Source organism: Sorangium sp. So ce363 (assembly GCF_051520435.1).
In the GTDB taxonomy this organism is placed as follows: Bacteria; Myxococcota_A; Polyangia; order Polyangiales; family Polyangiaceae; genus Sorangium; species Sorangium cellulosum_B.
This window is the reverse complement of record NZ_CP150333.1, coordinates 12,137,180-12,154,032: the sequence shown is the minus strand read 5'-3', so window position 1 is coordinate 12,154,032 and position 16,853 is coordinate 12,137,180. Positions and strand designations below refer to the sequence as shown.

Sequence of the window (16,853 nt, the reverse complement as noted above, 5' to 3'; positions counted from 1 at the left end):
GCGTCGCGCCGGCCTTCGCCACGGGACATGGCGTGCGTGAACGCCACCGATGTGCAGGGTCTCGGACCACGCTGCCAGACGCGACTCGCCCGAGCGTAATTTTCCACGTCGCGATTGCCGCGCACGCAGGGCCGATGATAGCGTCTCCTGATTGCCTGGGGGTGCCATGCCTGTACGACATGTCCTGTTCAATGCGCTGCCCGATCCCGTCCGCGATCGGCTCGTTCGGTGCCTCGATGGTCAGGGCCCGCCCAGGCCGATCCTCTCCGCGCCGACGAACGCAGGCGCGGGGATCCTCGGATGGAGCTTCCTCGCGCTGGCCGCCGCCGCCGTGACCCTGGTGCTCGTCTGCAATCATTTTGGATCGCTTTGGTCAGGCGTTCAGGGCACGGGGCACCTTCTCGGCTACGCCGGCAGCATCTTCCTGCTCTTCGTGTCGACCCTGATGGCCATCAAGCGGCTCAGGTTCAAGTCGACCCTCCCGTTCAGGGCGGGCCGGTATCTCTTGCCGGCGGACTACGTCGACGCGACAGGGCCCAAGCTAACGATGATCCCGATGTCGGATCTCGTGAACGTCGGCGCGGTACACCACCACACGAATGGGGTCTACTCCCACTCGCTCATCACCTTCAGCTTCCAGGGGAACGTCAGCCAGTCGTTCGTCGTCCGTTCGCAGGCAGAGGTCGAGGCCAAGGTCGGCGAGCTCGAGTGGTCCCGGCAGGCGCTCCGGGCCGCGTTCGCGTCGAGGGACGTGCAGCAGCTCATCGCGCTGGATCCGTTCTTCGAGGTCCGGCGCGACGACGCCTGGGACAGGCTCGTGGCCGTCGCTCCACCGCACGCAGCGGGCGGCCACGCGCCGCGTGTGGGCACGATGCCGTCGTTCCTCCGCCCCGGCTTCATCGCGGGCGCCTCGACGCTGGTGGCCGTGATCCTCGCGCTGCCCTTGTGGTACGTGCGCAACCTCCTGAGCGACGAGGCGATGTTCCGTAGCGCCAAGGAGGTAGGGAGCGAGTTCGCCTACGAGGGCTATGTCCATTCAGGCCGCAGGCACCTCGATGAAGTGAAGAACAGCTTGCTCCCCCGGGCCGCGCTCACGGAAGCAAAGCGCGAGGGCAGCGTCACCGCGCTGCGCGCCGTCCTCAAGAAGTACCCGGGATCGGTGGTGGAGGGAGAGACGCGCGCCGCGGTCCATGCGCTCTTCTCGAAGACGCTGGCCGACTTTCGAGCGCAAGCCTCGACATCGGACCCGGTCATGCTGAGCTTCATGGAGAAGCTGATCTCGTATCTGGAGAAGAGCGAGCGGTCGACCGTCGAGGTCCGCTTCGACCCGCCTGCCACCGACATGCTCGCGAAGCTGGATGCGGTCTTGCAGCAGAAGGCGCAGGCCCTCCGCCCGCGGGGCGCGGGCGTGGCGCCCGTCGCGAAGCATTTCGATGTCGAGCACTCCCTTCCTCGCGAGGCGGCCATCGTGAACAACCTGGCGGCCGGCTTCAAGCGGGTCTTCCCGACGGACATCCTCGAGCTCAAGCAGGGAGAGCGCCTGACCGACAACGCCGGCGCAGCCAGGGTCGCTCCGAGCGTTCCGACGATCTACATCCATTACGATGTCGGCTGGTCCGGCACCATGTACTCGGGCGAGCGCAGCGAACGAGCGTTCGTCGGCATCCTGGTCGATTTCGACGGGACCATGCGGATCCCCGGAGAGCGCGACGCGTTCGACTTCAAGCTGAAGGTGATGCCCCCGGACGAGTTCACCGTGGAGTACACGAGCACGGCAGGGCTGGGGGCCAACCTCGCGAGCGCGCCTCCCGATGACCGGGTCTACGAGGTGATGGCGCTCCGCGCCTTCGACCAGCTCGCGGGCAAGCTCAGGAGCATCTTCTTCAAGCCTGGGAGCATGGCGCTCCAGGGGGCGGACGAGAGCGGCCCGGCGCAGGGGGGCTCGTCCCCCGACGCGCGCCCGCTCGGGCGCTCCCCGCGCCAGTGACCGGCTGAGCACGCGCGGGCGGTCGCCCTCGAGGTGGCGGAGACTCCGCGACACGCGGCCGTAGCGCTAGTTGCACCCCAGCCGGCACACCATGGCCGCCGTGTAGGAGCACCCGTGGTCACCCCACAAGGACGAGCTCGGCCCCGTGCACCGGAACGCGCACCCCCGCCCGTCCGCGGTCGCCTCGGCCGTCAGCCGGTATCCCTCGGCGTTGCAGCTCCCCGTCGATGACAGGCAGCTCGCCAGCTGCGGCTCGCACTGCTCGACCACGTAGCCGGCCGGGCACGTCCAGTCCACGCTCGCCCGGCCGTAGTCCGGCGACCGCCCCGTCTCGGTCGCGATCGGCTCGTGCTTCGAGAAGGTCGGCATCCCCGTCGTGACCTGGAGCGGCACCACGACGGCCCGCTCGCGCGGCACCACCGGGGCGGACGCGTCCTTCGGCTGCACGACGAACGTGTCCCGCCGCGTCTGCCGCTCGCAGCCGGCCGTCGCGCCCTCCGGCGTCCACGAGAACGTGAGCTCCGCGCTCCCGTGCGCGGGCACCTCGACCGTGCGCTCGCCGTGGGTCACCCGGACGTCGACCTGCGCCCGGTTCGTGATGAGCGCCTGCGCCGTCCCCGCGGCGCCGTACGGCACCACGCCGAGGTCGACGGGCAGCGGCGCGATCTCCGGCTCGGCGAGCGAGAAGCGGCACACGTCCGCCACCGGGTAGATCGCGTACGCCAGCGGCACCGCCTTCTTGACCTCCATCCGCAGCGCGCCGAACGCCTGCCCGCCTCCCTTGGCGCCCGCGACCGGCGCGCCCTCGACGCCCTCGATGGCCAGCTCCCCGACCGAGGTCATCGTCACCCGGCGGTCCCCCGCCTCGAGCCGGGCCTTGAACAGGCCGAGCGCCGTGCCGTGCGCCTCGCCGGCCGTCACGTCCGTCTCGTAGGCGACCATCGCGCCGCGCTTCACGGCCCCGATGAAGTGCGTCGCGCGGCCGCAGGCGCAGCCGCCGCCCGCCGCCGGCACCACGCTCTCGGTCGGCTCGAAGAACTGCGGATCCTCGTCCGCGACCAGCGCCATCGCGACCAGCCGCAGCCGGCGCCGGTCGAGCGTCCCTCCGGCGCTGAAGTACGCCGGCAGATCGACGTCGGCGCCGACGAGGACCGAGTCGACGGCGATGCCGACGTAGCGGAAGTCGATCGCGCGCTCGCCCGGCGCCGGCGCGGGTGCGCCCGGCGCCGCCGTCGCCGCGGGCGCCGCCGTGATCGCGACCACCGTCTGCGCCGCGGGCGCAGCCGTCGCCGCGGGCGCTGCCGGCTCCGCCTTCGGACGGGCGCAAGCAAGGCCGACCGGCGAGAACGCGCCCGCCGCGCTCCTCGACAGCCCGCGGCCCGGCACCATCGCGCTCGATGTGTCGAGGAGGTAGTCGTGCCGCACGTCGCTGAACGCCCGCGCGGCCGCGAGCAGCGCCCCGGCCTGAGAGCAGCCGCTCTCCTTGCAGGCCGGCAACGCCGCCGCGCCGGCCGGCTTGCGCGGCGGCGGGACCGGCACCTCCGGCGGCCCAGGGCAGCCGAGCGCGGAGGCCAGCGCTCCGAGGAGGAGCCAGCCCGCGCGCAGCGGCGCGGCGCGCCGCCGGCGAGCGCGATCTGCGCCGCTCACGGCCATGCGATCGTCATCCACCGGACGCGCCCCGAGCCGCTCACCGAGTCGTCCGCAAAGAACAGCGAGGCGCCGGACCGCCCCGCGAACGCCGGCGACACGTCCTGCGACGCGCCCCCGGTCAGCCACGCCAGCGGCTTCAGGGAGGGCGCCGACACGTCGCCGGGCGCCAGCGTGAAGGCGTTCAGCTCCACCGAGTCCCCCGGGGCCGACGCGAGCACGCCGCGGCAGACCTTGTCGCACGCGAGCGCGAGCGACGACACCGTCGCGCCGTCCGGGCCGCTCACCACGACGGGCGGGCCCTGCACCGCGCCGTTGCCGTCGACCCGCACGAGACGCGCGCGCCCGCCGGCCCCCGCGCCCCCGCCGGCCTCGTCGGCCGGCTCGTCGACCCAGCCGACGAAGAGCCCGCTTTCGAGCGGCGCGAGCACCGGGCTGCGCGAGTGCTCCGAGGATGCATGGAGGCGCGACTCGTCGCCGATCCGCTGCAGCGTCTTCGCGTCGAGCCGCGCGAGGAAGATGTCGCCGCCGGGCTCATCGCCCTGGCCAGCCGCGCCGCCCGCAGCCGCGCCGCCGCTCGCAACCGCGCCGCCCTGGCCAGCCGCTCCGGCTCCCGCAGCCGCGCCGCCGCCCGCGGCCGCGCCGCCCGCAGCCCCGCCGCCGCCCGCGGCCGCGCCGCCGGTCGTGCGCGCGTCGGACCACACGAGCCACACCTCCTGGCCGCGCACCGCGATCTGCACCTCGGCCGCGTCGAGCGGCGCGTTCGTGATGCGGCGGTCCGGCGCCGTCCGGTTCAGCGCGCGGTCCACCCGCGCCGCGTACACCTCGGCGTTGCCGTCGCGCGTGTCGATCCACGCGACGATGAAGCCCCCCGCGCCGTCGTAGGCGATCGCCACGTCGGACGCCTCGCTCGCGGCGCCGCCCTGCTTCTTCCGCGGCGCCGTGGTGAGCTTCTTCTGCGCGACCTTCGCGCCCGTCGCGTCGACCTTGGTCAGGTACACCTGCGTCTCGCCCCGCTCGCGCGCGACCCACGCGATCACGCTCTCGCCCTGCGCCGCGCCCTTGCCCTTCGCGTCGGCCGGGAGCGGCGGCGCCGCCGCGATCGCGACGCCGCCGAGCGACGACGCCTTCTGCGAGAGGACGCTCAGCTTGCCGAGGCCGCCCGGGGACACGGCGCGCACCGCGAGCGTCGCGGAGACCTCCTGCCCGCGGGGCGCGGCGTCCGACGCGCCCTCGACGAAGTACGTGACCCACGCCGAGAGCGCCGCGCCGCCGTCGAGCTCGACCGCCGCGACCTTGGCGATGGGGTCGCCCTCGGCGAGGGCGCGCACCGCGGTCGCGCGCGGCGGCGGGTCCTTGTCCTCCCGGAACGCGGGCGCGCGCCACGCGCTCTCGCGCACCGGGAGCGACACCAGCGCGAGCGGCGCCCGCGCGCCCGCCGCGCCCGCCGCGCCCGCCGCGCCCGCCGTGCCCGCCGCGCCCGCCGCGCCGCCAGGCTGCGGGCCGGGCGCGGCGCTCGCCAGCGTCGCGCACGCGCCCGCGTGGCACGTCAGCCCGCGCACGAGGTACGGCACGCCGTCCGTCGCCGCGAACGGCGCGGCGCGCACCGGCTCTGCCGCCCGCACCGAGAGATCCGGGCCGAAGCGCACGAACGTCGGCCACACCGGCGGCGCGGCCGCCCCGTCGCGCGCCATCTTGAGCGTGGCGGGCGCGAGCGTCACCGCGGCGAAGCCGTCGCCGTCGGCCGCGATGTCGGGCGGCCCGCTCGCGCTGAAGACGAGCGCCGCCCGCTCCGCGCCGAGCGTCCCGTCCGGGCCGACCGACGCGAGGTGGATGAGGCGCCCCGGCTCACGCGCGCCCGCGCCGCCGGCCTCGCCGCCGCGGGCGCGCAGCAGGTCCTCCCACGCGAGCAGCGCCCGTCCGCCTCCGCCCTGGGAGGGCGCGACGAGCGACACGAGCGCCTGCTCGCCGGACGGCGGCGTCGCCTGCCGAGGCGCCACCACCACCTTGCCGCCCGGCTCGACCGCCGCGAGGTAGACGGCGCCGTCGATGTCCCGCTCGTCGGTCCAGGTGAGCAGGTAACGCCCACCGAGGGAGGCGATCTCGAGATCGATCTGCGCGGTCGGCTCGGGGCTGACGACCACCGGCGCCGACACCTTCCCGGCCGCGTCGATCTCCAGGAGCGCGATGGATCCGAGCTTCCCGTCCTCTGCGGCGTCCTCCGCCTCCGCCTTGCGCGCGGGCTTGCCCTCGCCTCGGCCGCGCGGCGCGGCCGGCGGGAGCACGAGGGCGACCGCCGCGCCCCGCTCGGTGGCGACCGCGTGCCACCCGAGCACCTCGCGCGCGACCGACGCGGGCGCCGTCGGCTTGATCGCGGCGCCCTTGCCCTGCGCCACGACCGTCATGACCACGTCGACGCGGTCGACGCCGGGATGGGCAACGCCGGGGTGGGCGACGCCGGCGCGGGCCGCGTCGCCCTGGGCCTCGCGCGGCATCTCCCACAGCACGAGCGCGCCCTGCGCGTTCGGGAGCACGTCGAGCCATGAGATCTCCTCGGCCGTCTGCGCGACGAGGCTCGCCGGGGCGCTCGGCTTGCCGGCGGGGTCGAGCGCCAGCACGCGCACCGCGCGGCTCCCCTCGATCTGCTCGATCCAGGCGGCGAGGTAGCCCTGCGGCGTGGCGCGCAGCGCGGCGACGGGCACGTCGGCGGCGACGGGCCCCGCGTCCACGGTGTCCCCGCGCGGCGCGCCGTCCGCGCCGAGGAGGCGCGTCCTCCAGCGCCCTCCCGCGGCGTGGAGCAGCAGCGCCTCGTCGCCGCGCCGGGCGAAGTAGGGCGTCGCGTCCTCGTCGAGCTCCGCGATCACGCGGGCCGGCAGGAGCGGCGGCCCTTCCGGCGCCTTCGGCTGCGCGGGCGGCGTCTTCACGACCGGCGCCGGGCGCGCGACGGGGGCCGGCGCTGCGCCGGAGCACCCGAGCGAGAGGGCGAGCGCGGCGCCGAGCAGCGCTGGCGCGCGGCGCCCGAGCGCGGGGCCGGTCAGGCGGCGTGCGTCGCGCCGCGGACCGCGTGGAACCCAGGAGAGAGCGCTGCGGACGAGCATGGCGGCGACCATGCCAGAAGCGAAGAGCCCCCGCTACAGGGCGCCGCGCAAGCGGAGCGCTCGCCCCGGTCGTACCCGCGCGCGGGCCATCCTGGCCGGACCCCTGGCGGGTGGAACTAGAACGCGAGCAGGCGCCCGAGCAGCGATCTATACCTGCGCAGCGCGAGCCGGAGCTCCTCCGTCGACGCCTCCGCTCGCCCGGGCTCGCCGTCGACGAGGCGCTGCAGCGCGGCGCGCTCCTCCCGGAAGCTCTGCGCGACCCGCTGGATCACCTCGTTCACGAGCGCGTCGGCCTGCTCGACCGAGAGGCGGGGCGCTTCGATGAAGCCCGCCTGGATCGCGCTCCAGCGCTCGGACAGCTCGCGCGCCTCTTCCGGCGTGAGCACGGGCGCGCGCTCCGGCCAGGGCTCTCCGGTGGGCCCGCCGCGCGCCGTGTAGACGGCCGGCTGGCGGCCCGACTCGGGCGGGATCTCTTCGTCGGCGAACCGCGCCTCGGGTTGGCCGCTCTCGCGCGCCGTCACCATCCGTTCTCTGTGCAATGGGCTCACGATGGCCACCTCTCCACTAGTTCGCGCTGTGCGCCCAGCGGGCATAGCAAGGCGCATGCGCGTCCCGATGTGCATCCGCGCCCGCTGCGGCGCGCGCAGCGCGACAAGGCCAGAGGCCCGGAAGAGCGCGAGAAAACCCAGAGAGCCCTCCGGGCACGCCGGGCTGCCCGGCGCTGATCACGCGGAGCGGCGATCCTTCACGAGCCGATGAGGCGGAAGAGTACGGAATACACCCGCCGCCGGCCGAGCCGCCGCTCGCGCATGCTCGCGCGTCACAGAGCCGCCGCCCGAGCGCGGCAGGGCCGCAGCGCGGGCGAGGGCGCGCAGATTCACCTCAGCGACGGGCGCAGCTTCGTCACGACCGCGCGGATCTCCCGCACCACCTGGAGGAACGCCTCGTCCTCATCGGGCCACTTGGTCACGGGCTTCTTGTCCCGCGGCACCGCCTGGAGCTCGGCGAAGCGCGTCGTCTCCCAGTCGCAGGGGCGGAGCAGGATCGGAACGACCACGGCCTGCCCCGCCGCGCGCCGCTCCATCGCGCGCGCCACCTGCGCGTCGCCCTGCTCGGACGCGAGGTAGCTCGCGCTCACCAGGAGGAGGATGAGGTCGGCCGCCTCGAGCTGCTCGCCGATCGCGCGCTCCGTGTCCTCGCCCGCGCCGATCTTCCCGCTGTGCCACAGCGCGATCAGCCCCTCCCGCCTGAGCGGGGTCATCTGCGCCTCGAGGCGCGCGAGGAGCTCCTCATCGCGCGAGGCGTAGGAGAAGAAGACGCGCACCGGCCGCGGCGCCGCCGTCGCGCCCACACCCGGCGCGTGTGGCGCCACGGGCGAGGACGGCAACGTGGGCGACGACGGCTGCGCAGCCCGCGGCGCGGCGTGCGGCGGCGCAGCGGCCTGCGGCGGCGCGGGGGCGTGCGGCGGCGCAGCGGCGTGAGGCGGAGGCGCCGCGCCCGGCTCCAGGCCGAGGAGGACCTGGGTGACCTCCGCGTGATCGCCCGCCTGGTTCTCGTAGATGATGAGCCGGACGCCCGACTCCTCGAGCAGCCGGCGGCGGAACGGCGGCACCCCCTTCGGGAGCAGCGCGAAATGCATCGGCGGCTGCCCGCTGGAGAGCGCGCGCACGCGGGCGAGCGTCTGGTCGATGTTGTCGTCGGCGAGGCCGAAGCCCACGAACAGGATGGAGTGCGTGCGGTAGAGGGCGCCGAACGCGTCCTGCAGCAGGGGCGAGCCGAAGATCGCCCGGTCGTACTGGTCGCGCGAGAACACCCAGGTGTCCCACGCCCGCAGCGTGCCGTGCAGCTTCAGGATGAAGCACCTGTCCATGGCGACGTCGCCCGCCGGCCGATCGACCATGCGCCACTCGCCCTGGAACGCGCGCTCCAGGAAGCGGTCGATGTTCGTGGTGAGCACGGCCTTGAGCTTCGGCTTGAGCGCGGCGATCGCCCGCGCCAGCTCCGGCACGTCGCGGCCGGTGTCGTCGAGCTCCTTGTCGACCGTCCAGTTGAAGTCCTGCGGCCCGAGCGCGAGCCTCGCCGCGGAGAGCGCGTTGATGAGCTGGTTCGAGGAGATGTACTGCTGGATCTCGTCGATGACCGCCGGGTCCGCGCTCCGCCGCCGCGCGCGGTCGCGCAGCTTCTCGGCGAGCTGCTTCCAGGTGGGCATGCCCGCAGCCGCCGAGACGCCGGCGCCTGCGAAGACGATCAGATTCCCTGACGTGTAGCGCTCACGCAGCTGCTCGAGGATCTCTTCATCCATCAGCGATCACGATACCGCGGATCTGCGCCAGCGGGCCGCGCCCGGCCGCACCCTCACCGCGCCGCCCCCTCACCGCGCCACACCCTCACCGCGCCACACCCTCACCGCGGCGGCGCGGAGCGCCGCTCGGTGGAGAGCGAGAGGCCGACCCCCAGCCAGGCCCCCTCGACGGCGCCCGCCTCCCCGCGGGCGCCCTCGTAGGGCGCAGGCCGGAGCACGATCCCCGGGTCCAGCGTCAGCCCGAGCCACACCGGGCCGCCCAGCCGGGTCTCCACGCCGAGCCCGAGGCCGGCGCGTGCGGACCACGTATCGCGCTCGCCCGCGATGCCATCGACGGAGACGGCGGCGGGCAGCCTGAGCGATGCGACGGAGGCGGTGGCGCCGATCGAGAGGCGCCACGAGGCCGCCAGCCAGAAGCGGTAGTCGCCCGAGAAGCCCGCCTCGAGCCAGCGCAGCGGCTCGCCGCCGGACGGCGCGGCGAGCAGGCGGGCGAACAGCGACTCCGTGAACCGCAGGCGCCGCAGCCCGAGCGCGAGGCCGGCCCCGCCGAGCACCCGCGGCCCGCCGGAGACGACCGCCGCGTAAGGCCCGGCCGAGACGGACAGGGTGTCGAGATCGCGCGAGGCGAGCTCGACCTCGTCCTGCGTGGGGCGCCGCGGCGACGGCGGCCGCCGCGGGGCGCGCGCGCGGCGCATCTCGGCGACGATCATCTCGGAGGCGGCGATCGCGACGAGCCGCGCGGCCACGTCCGAGGTGAGGCCGGAGACGGCGATCTGCCGTCGCACGACGGCGCGGCCGTCGAGGCGGACCTGGATCTCGAGGCGCGCCGCGGTGGGCCGGTCGACCCACACGGTCGCGACGCGGTCGCCGAGCGGGCCGACCGGCTCGGCGGCCAGCGCCGCGCCGTCCGGGAGCTCGATCTCGAGCAAGCGCCGCACGCGGACGCTGGAGACCTCCTCCGCCGCGCCGCGCGACAGGGCGACGCGCACCTCGATGGGCGCCGCCGCGTCGGGCAGCCGCGGCGCGACGGGCGCGGCGGCGCGGCCGGCGATCGCCACGACGGCGCGCGGCTCGGCGGCCGCGGCCGGGAGGGCCAGGCTCAGCTGGACGACGACCGCGGAGGCGGCGAGCGCGGGAAGATCCCAGCGCGGGGCGCGCGCCGGAGGCAGGCGGCCAAAGCCCGTCCTCTGCGGCGGCGTCCGCGCCGGAGATGATCCGCTGGGCATCCTCGCACGGGCCATCGGGGTACTTGGCCACATACCCTGTTGCGATCTGAATTGCCTCTTTCTTGTGGTCCGAGACCACCTCACCGAGGCTGCTCTGGCCGGACGAATCCACCGCGACGCGCTCTCGAGCGAGAACGGCCGCGCGTTCGCGGATTATTTCGCTGCCAGCGCTCACCCCACAGGGGAGCGCGGCGGCCTGCCCGGCTCACGCCTCCTGGCGGAACGCGGCCACGAGCCAGTTGACGTGACGTCCGGTGTCGTCGTCGCTCGAATGGCGCTTGAACAGCGGCATCCTCAGGATGCGCACGTGATCCTGGAGGTTCGTCTTGAAGGGCGAGCCCTGGATGGGCGTCCCGTCGGGCCGCACCTGCCGCCCCTCGATCTTCATCTTCTTCAGCACCTCGAGGGACGCGAGCCGCAGGAGCTCATAGGCCCTGTCCGGGTCCTTGCAGCTCACGGAGACGATGAGCTTGCCGAACGTGGGGTCCTTGTTCACGAGGACGTCCCCCGCCTCGAAGCCGCAGTCGAAGCGGACCTTCAGGTCGGTGAGGCCCTTCTCCTCGAGCGCCTCGCGGATCGCGTCGGTGTCGGGGAGCGCGATGCGATCGAAGATACCCGCGTTGGGCAAGAACAGCCCTTTGCCGCCGTCCCGCGAGTCCCTGAGATCGGGATTCCAGCTCTCCGCGTTGATGCGGAACTCGCGGCTACAGTGGGTCTGCACCACGTGGTCCTGCTCGAAATCGATGGGTTGCCCGTCCGCGATGCGCATCTGCCACGCGACGAGGTTCACGGGGACGCGGCTGCGCTTCCGCTTGATGGCGTAGCTCTCCTCGCTGACGGGGTGCTCCACCTGGATCCGCGTGTTCATCTCCAGGAAGTAGAACTTCCCTTCCTTGAACATCAGCTCGACGGTGCCCGCGCCCACGTAGCCCACGCGGTCCGCGATCCGCACGGCGAGCCCGCAGATGCGGTCTTCCAGGCCCGGGTACCGCCGGAGCAGGGCCGGCGGCGCCTCTTCCTGGATCTTCTGGCTCGCGCGCTGCTCGCTGCAGTCGCGCATGCCGAAGTGCCGCGCGTTGCCGTAGCGATCCCGCAGCACCTGCACCTCGAGGTGGATCGTCTCCGGGATGTTCTGCTCGAACATCACGCCCGGCTGCCAGTTGTACGCCTTGATCTCGCCAAGGACCTTCTGGATGGCCTGAGGCACCTGCTCCACCGTCGGGATGACGGCCTGCCCGCGGCCGCCGCCGCCGTTGGCGGCCTTCAGCCGGCCCGGGAACGTGAAGCGCCCGGCCGCGTGGGCCTCCAGGACGATCCGCTGGATCTCGCCCGGATCGTCGCTGTCGATGACGATGCCCGGCGTCACCGCGGTCGGGTCGAAATCCTGGGCCATCAGGCGGAATTTGCGCTTGTCGCCGGCGCTCTCCACCACGTCCTGCATCGGGCCGACGAAGACGATGTTCTTCTGGCGGAAGTGCCGGATGGCCGCGGCGTTCTCCGCCAGCGGGCCGTACCCGGGGTAGAGCCCCGCGCGCGACAGCTCCTCCTGCGAGCCGTCGCCGAAGCGCCGCTCGAACTCGGCCCTCACCTTGTCCGCGATCTGGATGAAGTTCGCGTAGCTCTCGCGGAAGCTCCCCTCGAGCCCCACCCCGAACCCGCCGCCCTCCCGCGCGATCCGCAGCTGCAGCGCGTTCGCGTCGTCCTGCAGGCTGTAGAGGACCACGGGGATCTTGCCGAGCGCGATCGCCTCCCGCGTCGCCCGCACGCCCATCTCGCCCTTGTCCGCGACGAGGATGTACTTGAGCTGGCCCGCGCTCACCGTCGTGGCGGGGTAGCTGTCCAGGCGATGCACGGCGGCGTACAGGAGATCCAGCACCTGCGCGTCCTCCCGCAGGAGGTCGCCGGCCCGGGAGCGCAGGAGCTCCGCCGCCTGGTCGCGGAGCGAGGGCTCGTCCTGCTCCAGGATCAGGAACTTGAGGAACCGCTCGTCGTCGAATTCACGGCGCTTCAGCGCCCGGAGCAGCCCGCCCTCCAGGTAGCGAGCGAACCCGTCGCGGTCCGCGGCCGTGATCGATGCGCGCGTGTCCCGGATCCGCGCGAGCAGGCCCTCCGCCGCCGCGAGGAGCTCCTGCACCCGCTCCTCGTCGAGGAGCGCCCTGCGCAGCGCAGCTTCCAGGGGGCGCTGCCAGCCGAAGTGCGTCCTCCACACCTCGCCGTTCGCGATGAGGTACCGCAGCCCGAGGAGGCGGTGCGCGTCCTGGCCGCCGGCCAGCGTGCCCAGATCGAGCAGCACGAAGCCAGGGACGCCCATCGCCGTGGTGAACGCCTCCATCGAGGACACATAGCCGCCTCGGGGCAACACCAACTTCCACGACGGGAGCGATTGAACGTCGTTGCGAGCGGGTAGAGAGCTGGTGCGGACGGCGGTGGTCATCCTGAGCGGTTCTCCGGCGCGGCGAGCGACCAAGCAAGCGCAGAACCGCCAGGGGTGTCAAGCATGTCCACCGCGCTCGGCGGAGCGCGATCGACATGGACGGGCGCCCCCCGCTCTACGGGGTCGGGCTCGCGTCCGGGGCCGGCGGAGGCTGGGGCGGCGGGGCCGCGTGCTCCTCTTGCTCGGCCGCCTCCTCACCGGACTCGCCGGAGACGATCCGCTGAACGTCCTCGCACCGGCCGTCCGGGTACTTGGCCACATACTCCTTGGCCATCTGAGAGGCCTCTTCCTTGTGGCCGGCGACCACCTCGGCGCGGATGCGCTTGCAGAACGAGTCCTCCGCGAGGTTGCCCTCGGGCGACAGCGAGCGCGCCTGCTCGTAGTACCTCGCCGCCAGCGCCTGCTCACCCATGCTCGCGTGCATGTCGCCGAGCTTGTAGGCCGCGATCGGCGCGTTCGCGTCGCTCGGGAAGCCCTCGACCACGCGCGCGAACGCGCGCATCGCCGCGGCGCGATCGCCGCCCTTCCCGCGCAAGAGGTCGCTGAGGTCCATCAGCTCCCTCGCCGTCTTCGCGGAGGCGATGGCGCCGTCGATGCCGCCGCTCTGCTGCTGCAGGCTCTGCAGCGCCTCGGCGACGTTGCCCGCGTTGTACCGCGCGCGCCAGTCCGGCGCGGCGGCGGAGGAGGCCGGCGCGGCGGCCGTCGGCGGCTCGATCGGCGCCACCTCCGCGCTCGAGCGCGGGAGCGACGAGGCGCGGGCGCGCCGGGGCTCCGGCGGCGCCACGACCGCGATCCGCTGCCGGATCGGCACGCCCTCCTCGGCGTCGCCGCGCCCGAGCTCCCGCGAGCCGGCCGGCGACGTGAGCTTGACCGAGCCATCCGCGACGTTGACGTCGATCGCGTCGACGTTGTGCTTCACGCGCAGCACGCTGCCCGCCGCCGCCGCGAGGCGGGCCTCGCCGGCGACGATCGCGAGCGCCGCCGTGCGCGTCCCGCTCACGGTGTCGAGCCACGCCTCGCCCTGCACGAGCCGCAGCGTCAGCGCGCCGCCGTCCGCCTGCTCGACCTCGACGGTCGTGCCCGCCGTCAGCGAGATCCTCCCGCCGCCCGGCAGCTGGAAGGTGCGCCCCTGCGAGCCCGCGGCGAACACGTCGACGAGCGACGGCGCGTCGTCGGCCGGCGCCACGGCGGTGAGCGCGGGCGCCGCGCGCTCGTCGCTCCAGATCGCCTTGCCGAGCCACAGGCCGCCGCCGAACGCCGCGAACGTCGCCGCCGCGAGCATCGCGGCCATGCCCGCGCGCCGCGGCGACGAGCGCTCGCGCGCCCCGAGGTCGTGCTCGATGCGGTCCCAGACGCGCGCGATCCGCTCCTCGGTCGCGTGGTCGCGCAGATCTGCCGGGGCGATCCGGGGTAGCCCTCGCCGGCTCATGATGAGGCCTCGCTGCTGGTTGAATCTACAAAATGACCGTCGAGGAACTGTTGCGCCCGCGAAATCCGCCGCTTGACGGTCGCGAGCGAGCAGTCCGTCATCTGCGCGACCGTCTCGAGATCGTGCCCCTCCACCGAGCGGAGGATCCACGCGATCCGGTCGTCCGCCGGCAACGTCTGGAGCAGGGCGTAGATCTGCGCGATCTGCGCGCGCGCGTGGGGCGACGCGGCCGGGCTCGCCAGGGCGTCGAGATCGACCGGCTCGCTCGACTTGCCCATCCCGAGCACGCCGAGCAGCCGCGCGCGCCGCATCCGCGAGCGGACCTTGTGGACGATGATCGACCCGAGCCAGGCGCGGAACGCGGCGGGATCCACGAGGTCGTCGAGGCGCTCGTAGGCGCGGAGGAACGCGTCGTGGACGATGTCCTCCACGTCGCGCGCAGAGCCCTCGATGCGCGTCGCGAGGTGGATGGCGAAGGCGACGTGCCGCCGGTAGAGCTGCTCGAGCGCGCCCACGTCCCCGCGGGCGCCGAGCACCACGAGCTGCGCGTCCGGAAGCTCCGCGAGGCCCGTTCCGCGCTCGGCCGGCCCGGTCGCGGCGGAGGACCGCCGGTCCTGCGCGCGCGCCCCCCCGAACCGGCCATCGCCGCGGCCGCGCTCCTCCGGAGCGAACGCGGGCCCGGCGTCGCGCATGTCATCCTGGGCCTCCGCGGCCGGGGCAGCCGGGGCGGCCGGTTCGACAAGGCGCAAGCGCCCTCGCTGAGGTCTCAGAGCCATGCGTTCGTACCAGGGGACATGACTGGAAATGTACAGCAGACGGTGATCGCGATGCCCTCGCGGGAGGCGGGGCGGCGGCCCGGGCGGAGCGCCGAGCCCTGAGCTCCTGTCCAGAGCGGCATCAGGAGCGCCCCGAGGTTCCCACACTTTTCTAGACGCCTGGTCGGGCCCGGGCGGCTCATCGAAAAAACTGTGAGCCGTTCTGGCGCCCAGCGGCGTCTGGGTGGTGGCCGCCGGATTTGCGTGCGGTTCACACGCCTGTTGGTTGTGAGGGTGGCCTGACCGCCCTCTTTTCGGAGGATTCCATGAAGAAGCTCGTTCTTGCGCTCGTCGCCGTGTCGTCCCTCGTCGTCGCCTGCGGCGGCAGCGCCCCGGCCCCGACCGACCCGGGCGCGGCTCCGGCGGCTGACCCGGCGGCGGCTCCGGCGGCTGACCCGGCGGCGGCCCCCCCGGCCGACCCGGCGGCGGCCCCCCCGGCCGACCCGGCGGCCCCCGCGGCGCCCGCCGAGGCCCCCAAGCAGTGAGCTCTCTGCGCGGCGCGTCGCTTCCTGGGTGAAGCGCGCACCGCGGAGCGCTTTGGGCGACGCCTCTCCGGAGGCGCCGCCCTCTTTCATTTTGTGCCCCTCGGTCGCTCCTGGCCCGCGGCTCCAGCGCCGGCGCGCCCGTGCTTTGGCGCCATCCGCGGGGCGTCTCCATGTATGTTCCGTCCGCGCGCGTTCCCGTGGACGGCTCATCGCGGCGCCGCTGCAGCCCGCGAGCCGGTCCCGCTCCTTCTGACAACCCGACCTCTCGTGTCCCCGGGGCTGATCGTATGGGTACCACAAGCCGGCTGAGCTTCCTGCTGCGGTCCGGGCGGCATCGCCCTGGCTTCCTCTCCTCGCGCGCCTTCGCCTGGTCTGCGCTCGTCGCCCTCGCGGGGGCCTCGCTCGGGGCGGGCTGCGGCCGCACCGAGACGTGGGAGTACGACAGCTCGTCCGGCGCCGAGCCCCCGGCATGCGGCGACGGCGCCTGCAACGGCGCGGAGGACTGCCGCTCCTGCGCCCCCGACTGCGGCCCGTGCCAGGGCCAGGGGTGCGGCGACGGCGCCTGCTCGGGGACAGAGACGTGCTCGAGCTGCGCGAGCGACTGCGGCCCGTGCGGGGGGTGCGGCGACGGCGCCTGCAACGGCGCAGAGGACTGCGGCAGCTGCGCCGAGGACTGCGGCCTCTGTCCGCGCTGCGGCGACGCCGCCTGCGATCCGGCGAGCGAGTCGTGCTCGACGTGCCCGGGCGACTGCGGGGTGTGTCCAAACTGCGGCGACGGCGTGTGCAGCGGCGCCGAGACGTGCGCGACGTGCGCGGGCGACTGCGGCGTCTGCCAGGGCTGCGGCGACGGCGTCTGCTCGCCGCGGGAGGACTGCCGCTCATGCGCCCCCGACTGCGGCGTCTGCGAGGCCTGCGGCAACGGCGTGTGCAACGGTGGGATCGAGAGCTGCTTCTCTTGCCCGGACGACTGCGGCGCCTGCGCCACGTGCGGCGACGGCATCTGCTCGGGGACGGAGACGTGCGCGTCCTGCCGGCGCGACTGCGGCGTGTGCTCGGTGTGCTCGAACGGCGTCTGCGAGAGCTTCGAGACCTGCGGCATCTGCCCCCAGGACTGCGGCGCGTGCGAGCCCGTGGACTGCGAGGAGGTGGTCACCTGCGCCGCCCGGTGCATCGACAGGGAGCGGATGCCGCCGGAATTCAGCGTCGCGTGCGTCTCGAGCTGCGTCTCGCGGGGCTGCCCCAACGCTCAGTTTTTCGCGGATCAGGTCCTTTCGTGCGCCTTCAGGTCGCTCGCCGCCTGCAACGGCGACTTCGGCTGCATCCAGAGGCAGTGCGGCGTCGAGCTCTCGGCCTGCGTCCGGTCCACCTGCTGATCTCTCCCCGGGGCCGGCGCGGGCGTCCGCTTCTTTCGCCCTCGGACGCCCTCGGAC

The 16,853-nt window shown here is 74.1% G+C and carries 11 protein-coding genes; 3 read left to right on the top strand and 8 right to left on the bottom strand.

The window, feature by feature from the left end; all coding sequences use genetic code 11:
* Positions 1–166 precede the first annotated feature (166 nt).
* Entirely contained in the window at positions 167–1,987 is a 1,821-nt protein-coding gene (locus WMF12_RS45640; protein WP_437855095.1) for a hypothetical protein, read from the top strand.
* A gap of 66 nt (positions 1,988–2,053) precedes the next feature.
* Here the strand turns inward: WMF12_RS45640 and WMF12_RS45635 are convergent, their stop codons facing one another.
* The 8 genes from WMF12_RS45635 to WMF12_RS45600 all read right to left on the bottom strand — a co-directional run bounded on the left by WMF12_RS45635 (position 2,054) and on the right by WMF12_RS45600 (position 14,872).
* On the bottom strand, positions 2,054–3,634 hold the full coding sequence (locus tag WMF12_RS45635) for a hypothetical protein (RefSeq protein WP_437855093.1): 1,581 nt from the start codon (positions 3,632–3,634) through the stop codon (positions 2,054–2,056).
* The gene (locus tag WMF12_RS45630; protein ID WP_437855091.1) at positions 3,631–6,732 is read right to left on the bottom strand and encodes a hypothetical protein; all 3,102 of its coding nucleotides are present in this window, start codon (positions 6,730–6,732) and stop codon (positions 3,631–3,633) included. Before WMF12_RS45630 ends, WMF12_RS45635 begins: the two co-directional genes overlap by 4 nt.
* 116 nt (positions 6,733–6,848) lie before the next feature.
* Complete coding sequence (locus WMF12_RS45625) at positions 6,849–7,280, bottom strand: hypothetical protein (protein ID WP_437855089.1); 432 nt, start codon at positions 7,278–7,280, stop codon at positions 6,849–6,851.
* Between the two features lie 329 nt (positions 7,281–7,609).
* Positions 7,610–9,034, bottom strand: a complete 1,425-nt coding sequence (locus tag WMF12_RS45620) for an SIR2 family protein (protein WP_437855087.1) — start codon at positions 9,032–9,034, stop codon at positions 7,610–7,612.
* A 101-nt stretch (positions 9,035–9,135) separates the two neighbouring features.
* Entirely contained in the window at positions 9,136–10,260 is a 1,125-nt protein-coding gene (locus WMF12_RS45615; RefSeq protein ID WP_437855085.1) for a hypothetical protein, read from the bottom strand.
* A 205-nt stretch (positions 10,261–10,465) separates the two neighbouring features.
* Entirely contained in the window at positions 10,466–12,592 is a 2,127-nt protein-coding gene (locus tag WMF12_RS45610; protein ID WP_437855083.1) for a biotin carboxylase N-terminal domain-containing protein, read from the bottom strand.
* 217 nt (positions 12,593–12,809) lie between these two features.
* Complete coding sequence (locus tag WMF12_RS45605) at positions 12,810–14,123, bottom strand: FecR domain-containing protein (protein WP_437855081.1); 1,314 nt, start codon at positions 14,121–14,123, stop codon at positions 12,810–12,812.
* Positions 14,120–14,872, bottom strand: a complete 753-nt coding sequence (locus WMF12_RS45600; RefSeq protein ID WP_437855079.1) for an RNA polymerase sigma factor — start codon at positions 14,870–14,872, stop codon at positions 14,120–14,122. Before WMF12_RS45600 ends, WMF12_RS45605 begins: the two co-directional genes overlap by 4 nt.
* 332 nt (positions 14,873–15,204) lie before the next feature.
* On the opposite strand from WMF12_RS45600, the gene WMF12_RS45595 reads away from it, so the two are divergent.
* Both WMF12_RS45595 and WMF12_RS45590 read left to right on the top strand, forming a co-directional pair.
* Positions 15,205–15,423, top strand: a complete 219-nt coding sequence (locus WMF12_RS45595; RefSeq protein WP_437855077.1) for a hypothetical protein — start codon at positions 15,205–15,207, stop codon at positions 15,421–15,423.
* 287 nt (positions 15,424–15,710) lie between these two features.
* Positions 15,711–16,796 carry a hypothetical protein gene (locus tag WMF12_RS45590; RefSeq protein ID WP_437743006.1) on the top strand — a complete coding sequence of 362 codons (1,086 nt, stop codon included), beginning with the start codon at positions 15,711–15,713 and terminating at the stop codon, positions 16,794–16,796.
* Positions 16,797–16,853: the final 57 nt, after the last annotated feature.

Coding starts and splice junctions, on each gene's coding strand:
- WMF12_RS45640 (WP_437855095.1), top strand. CDS start 167: ATGCCTGTACGACATGTCCTGTTCAATGCGCTGCCCGATCCCGTCCGC.
- WMF12_RS45630 (WP_437855091.1), bottom strand. CDS start 6,732: ATGCTCGTCCGCAGCGCTCTCTCCTGGGTTCCACGCGGTCCGCGGCGC.
- WMF12_RS45620 (WP_437855087.1), bottom strand. CDS start 9,034: ATGGATGAAGAGATCCTCGAGCAGCTGCGTGAGCGCTACACGTCAGGG.
- WMF12_RS45615 (WP_437855085.1), bottom strand. CDS start 10,260: ATGCCCAGCGGATCATCTCCGGCGCGGACGCCGCCGCAGAGGACGGGC.
- WMF12_RS45610 (WP_437855083.1), bottom strand. CDS start 12,592: ATGGAGGCGTTCACCACGGCGATGGGCGTCCCTGGCTTCGTGCTGCTC.
- WMF12_RS45605 (WP_437855081.1), bottom strand. CDS start 14,123: ATGAGCCGGCGAGGGCTACCCCGGATCGCCCCGGCAGATCTGCGCGAC.
- WMF12_RS45595 (WP_437855077.1), top strand. CDS start 15,205: ATGAAGAAGCTCGTTCTTGCGCTCGTCGCCGTGTCGTCCCTCGTCGTC.
- WMF12_RS45590 (WP_437743006.1), top strand. CDS start 15,711: ATGGGTACCACAAGCCGGCTGAGCTTCCTGCTGCGGTCCGGGCGGCAT.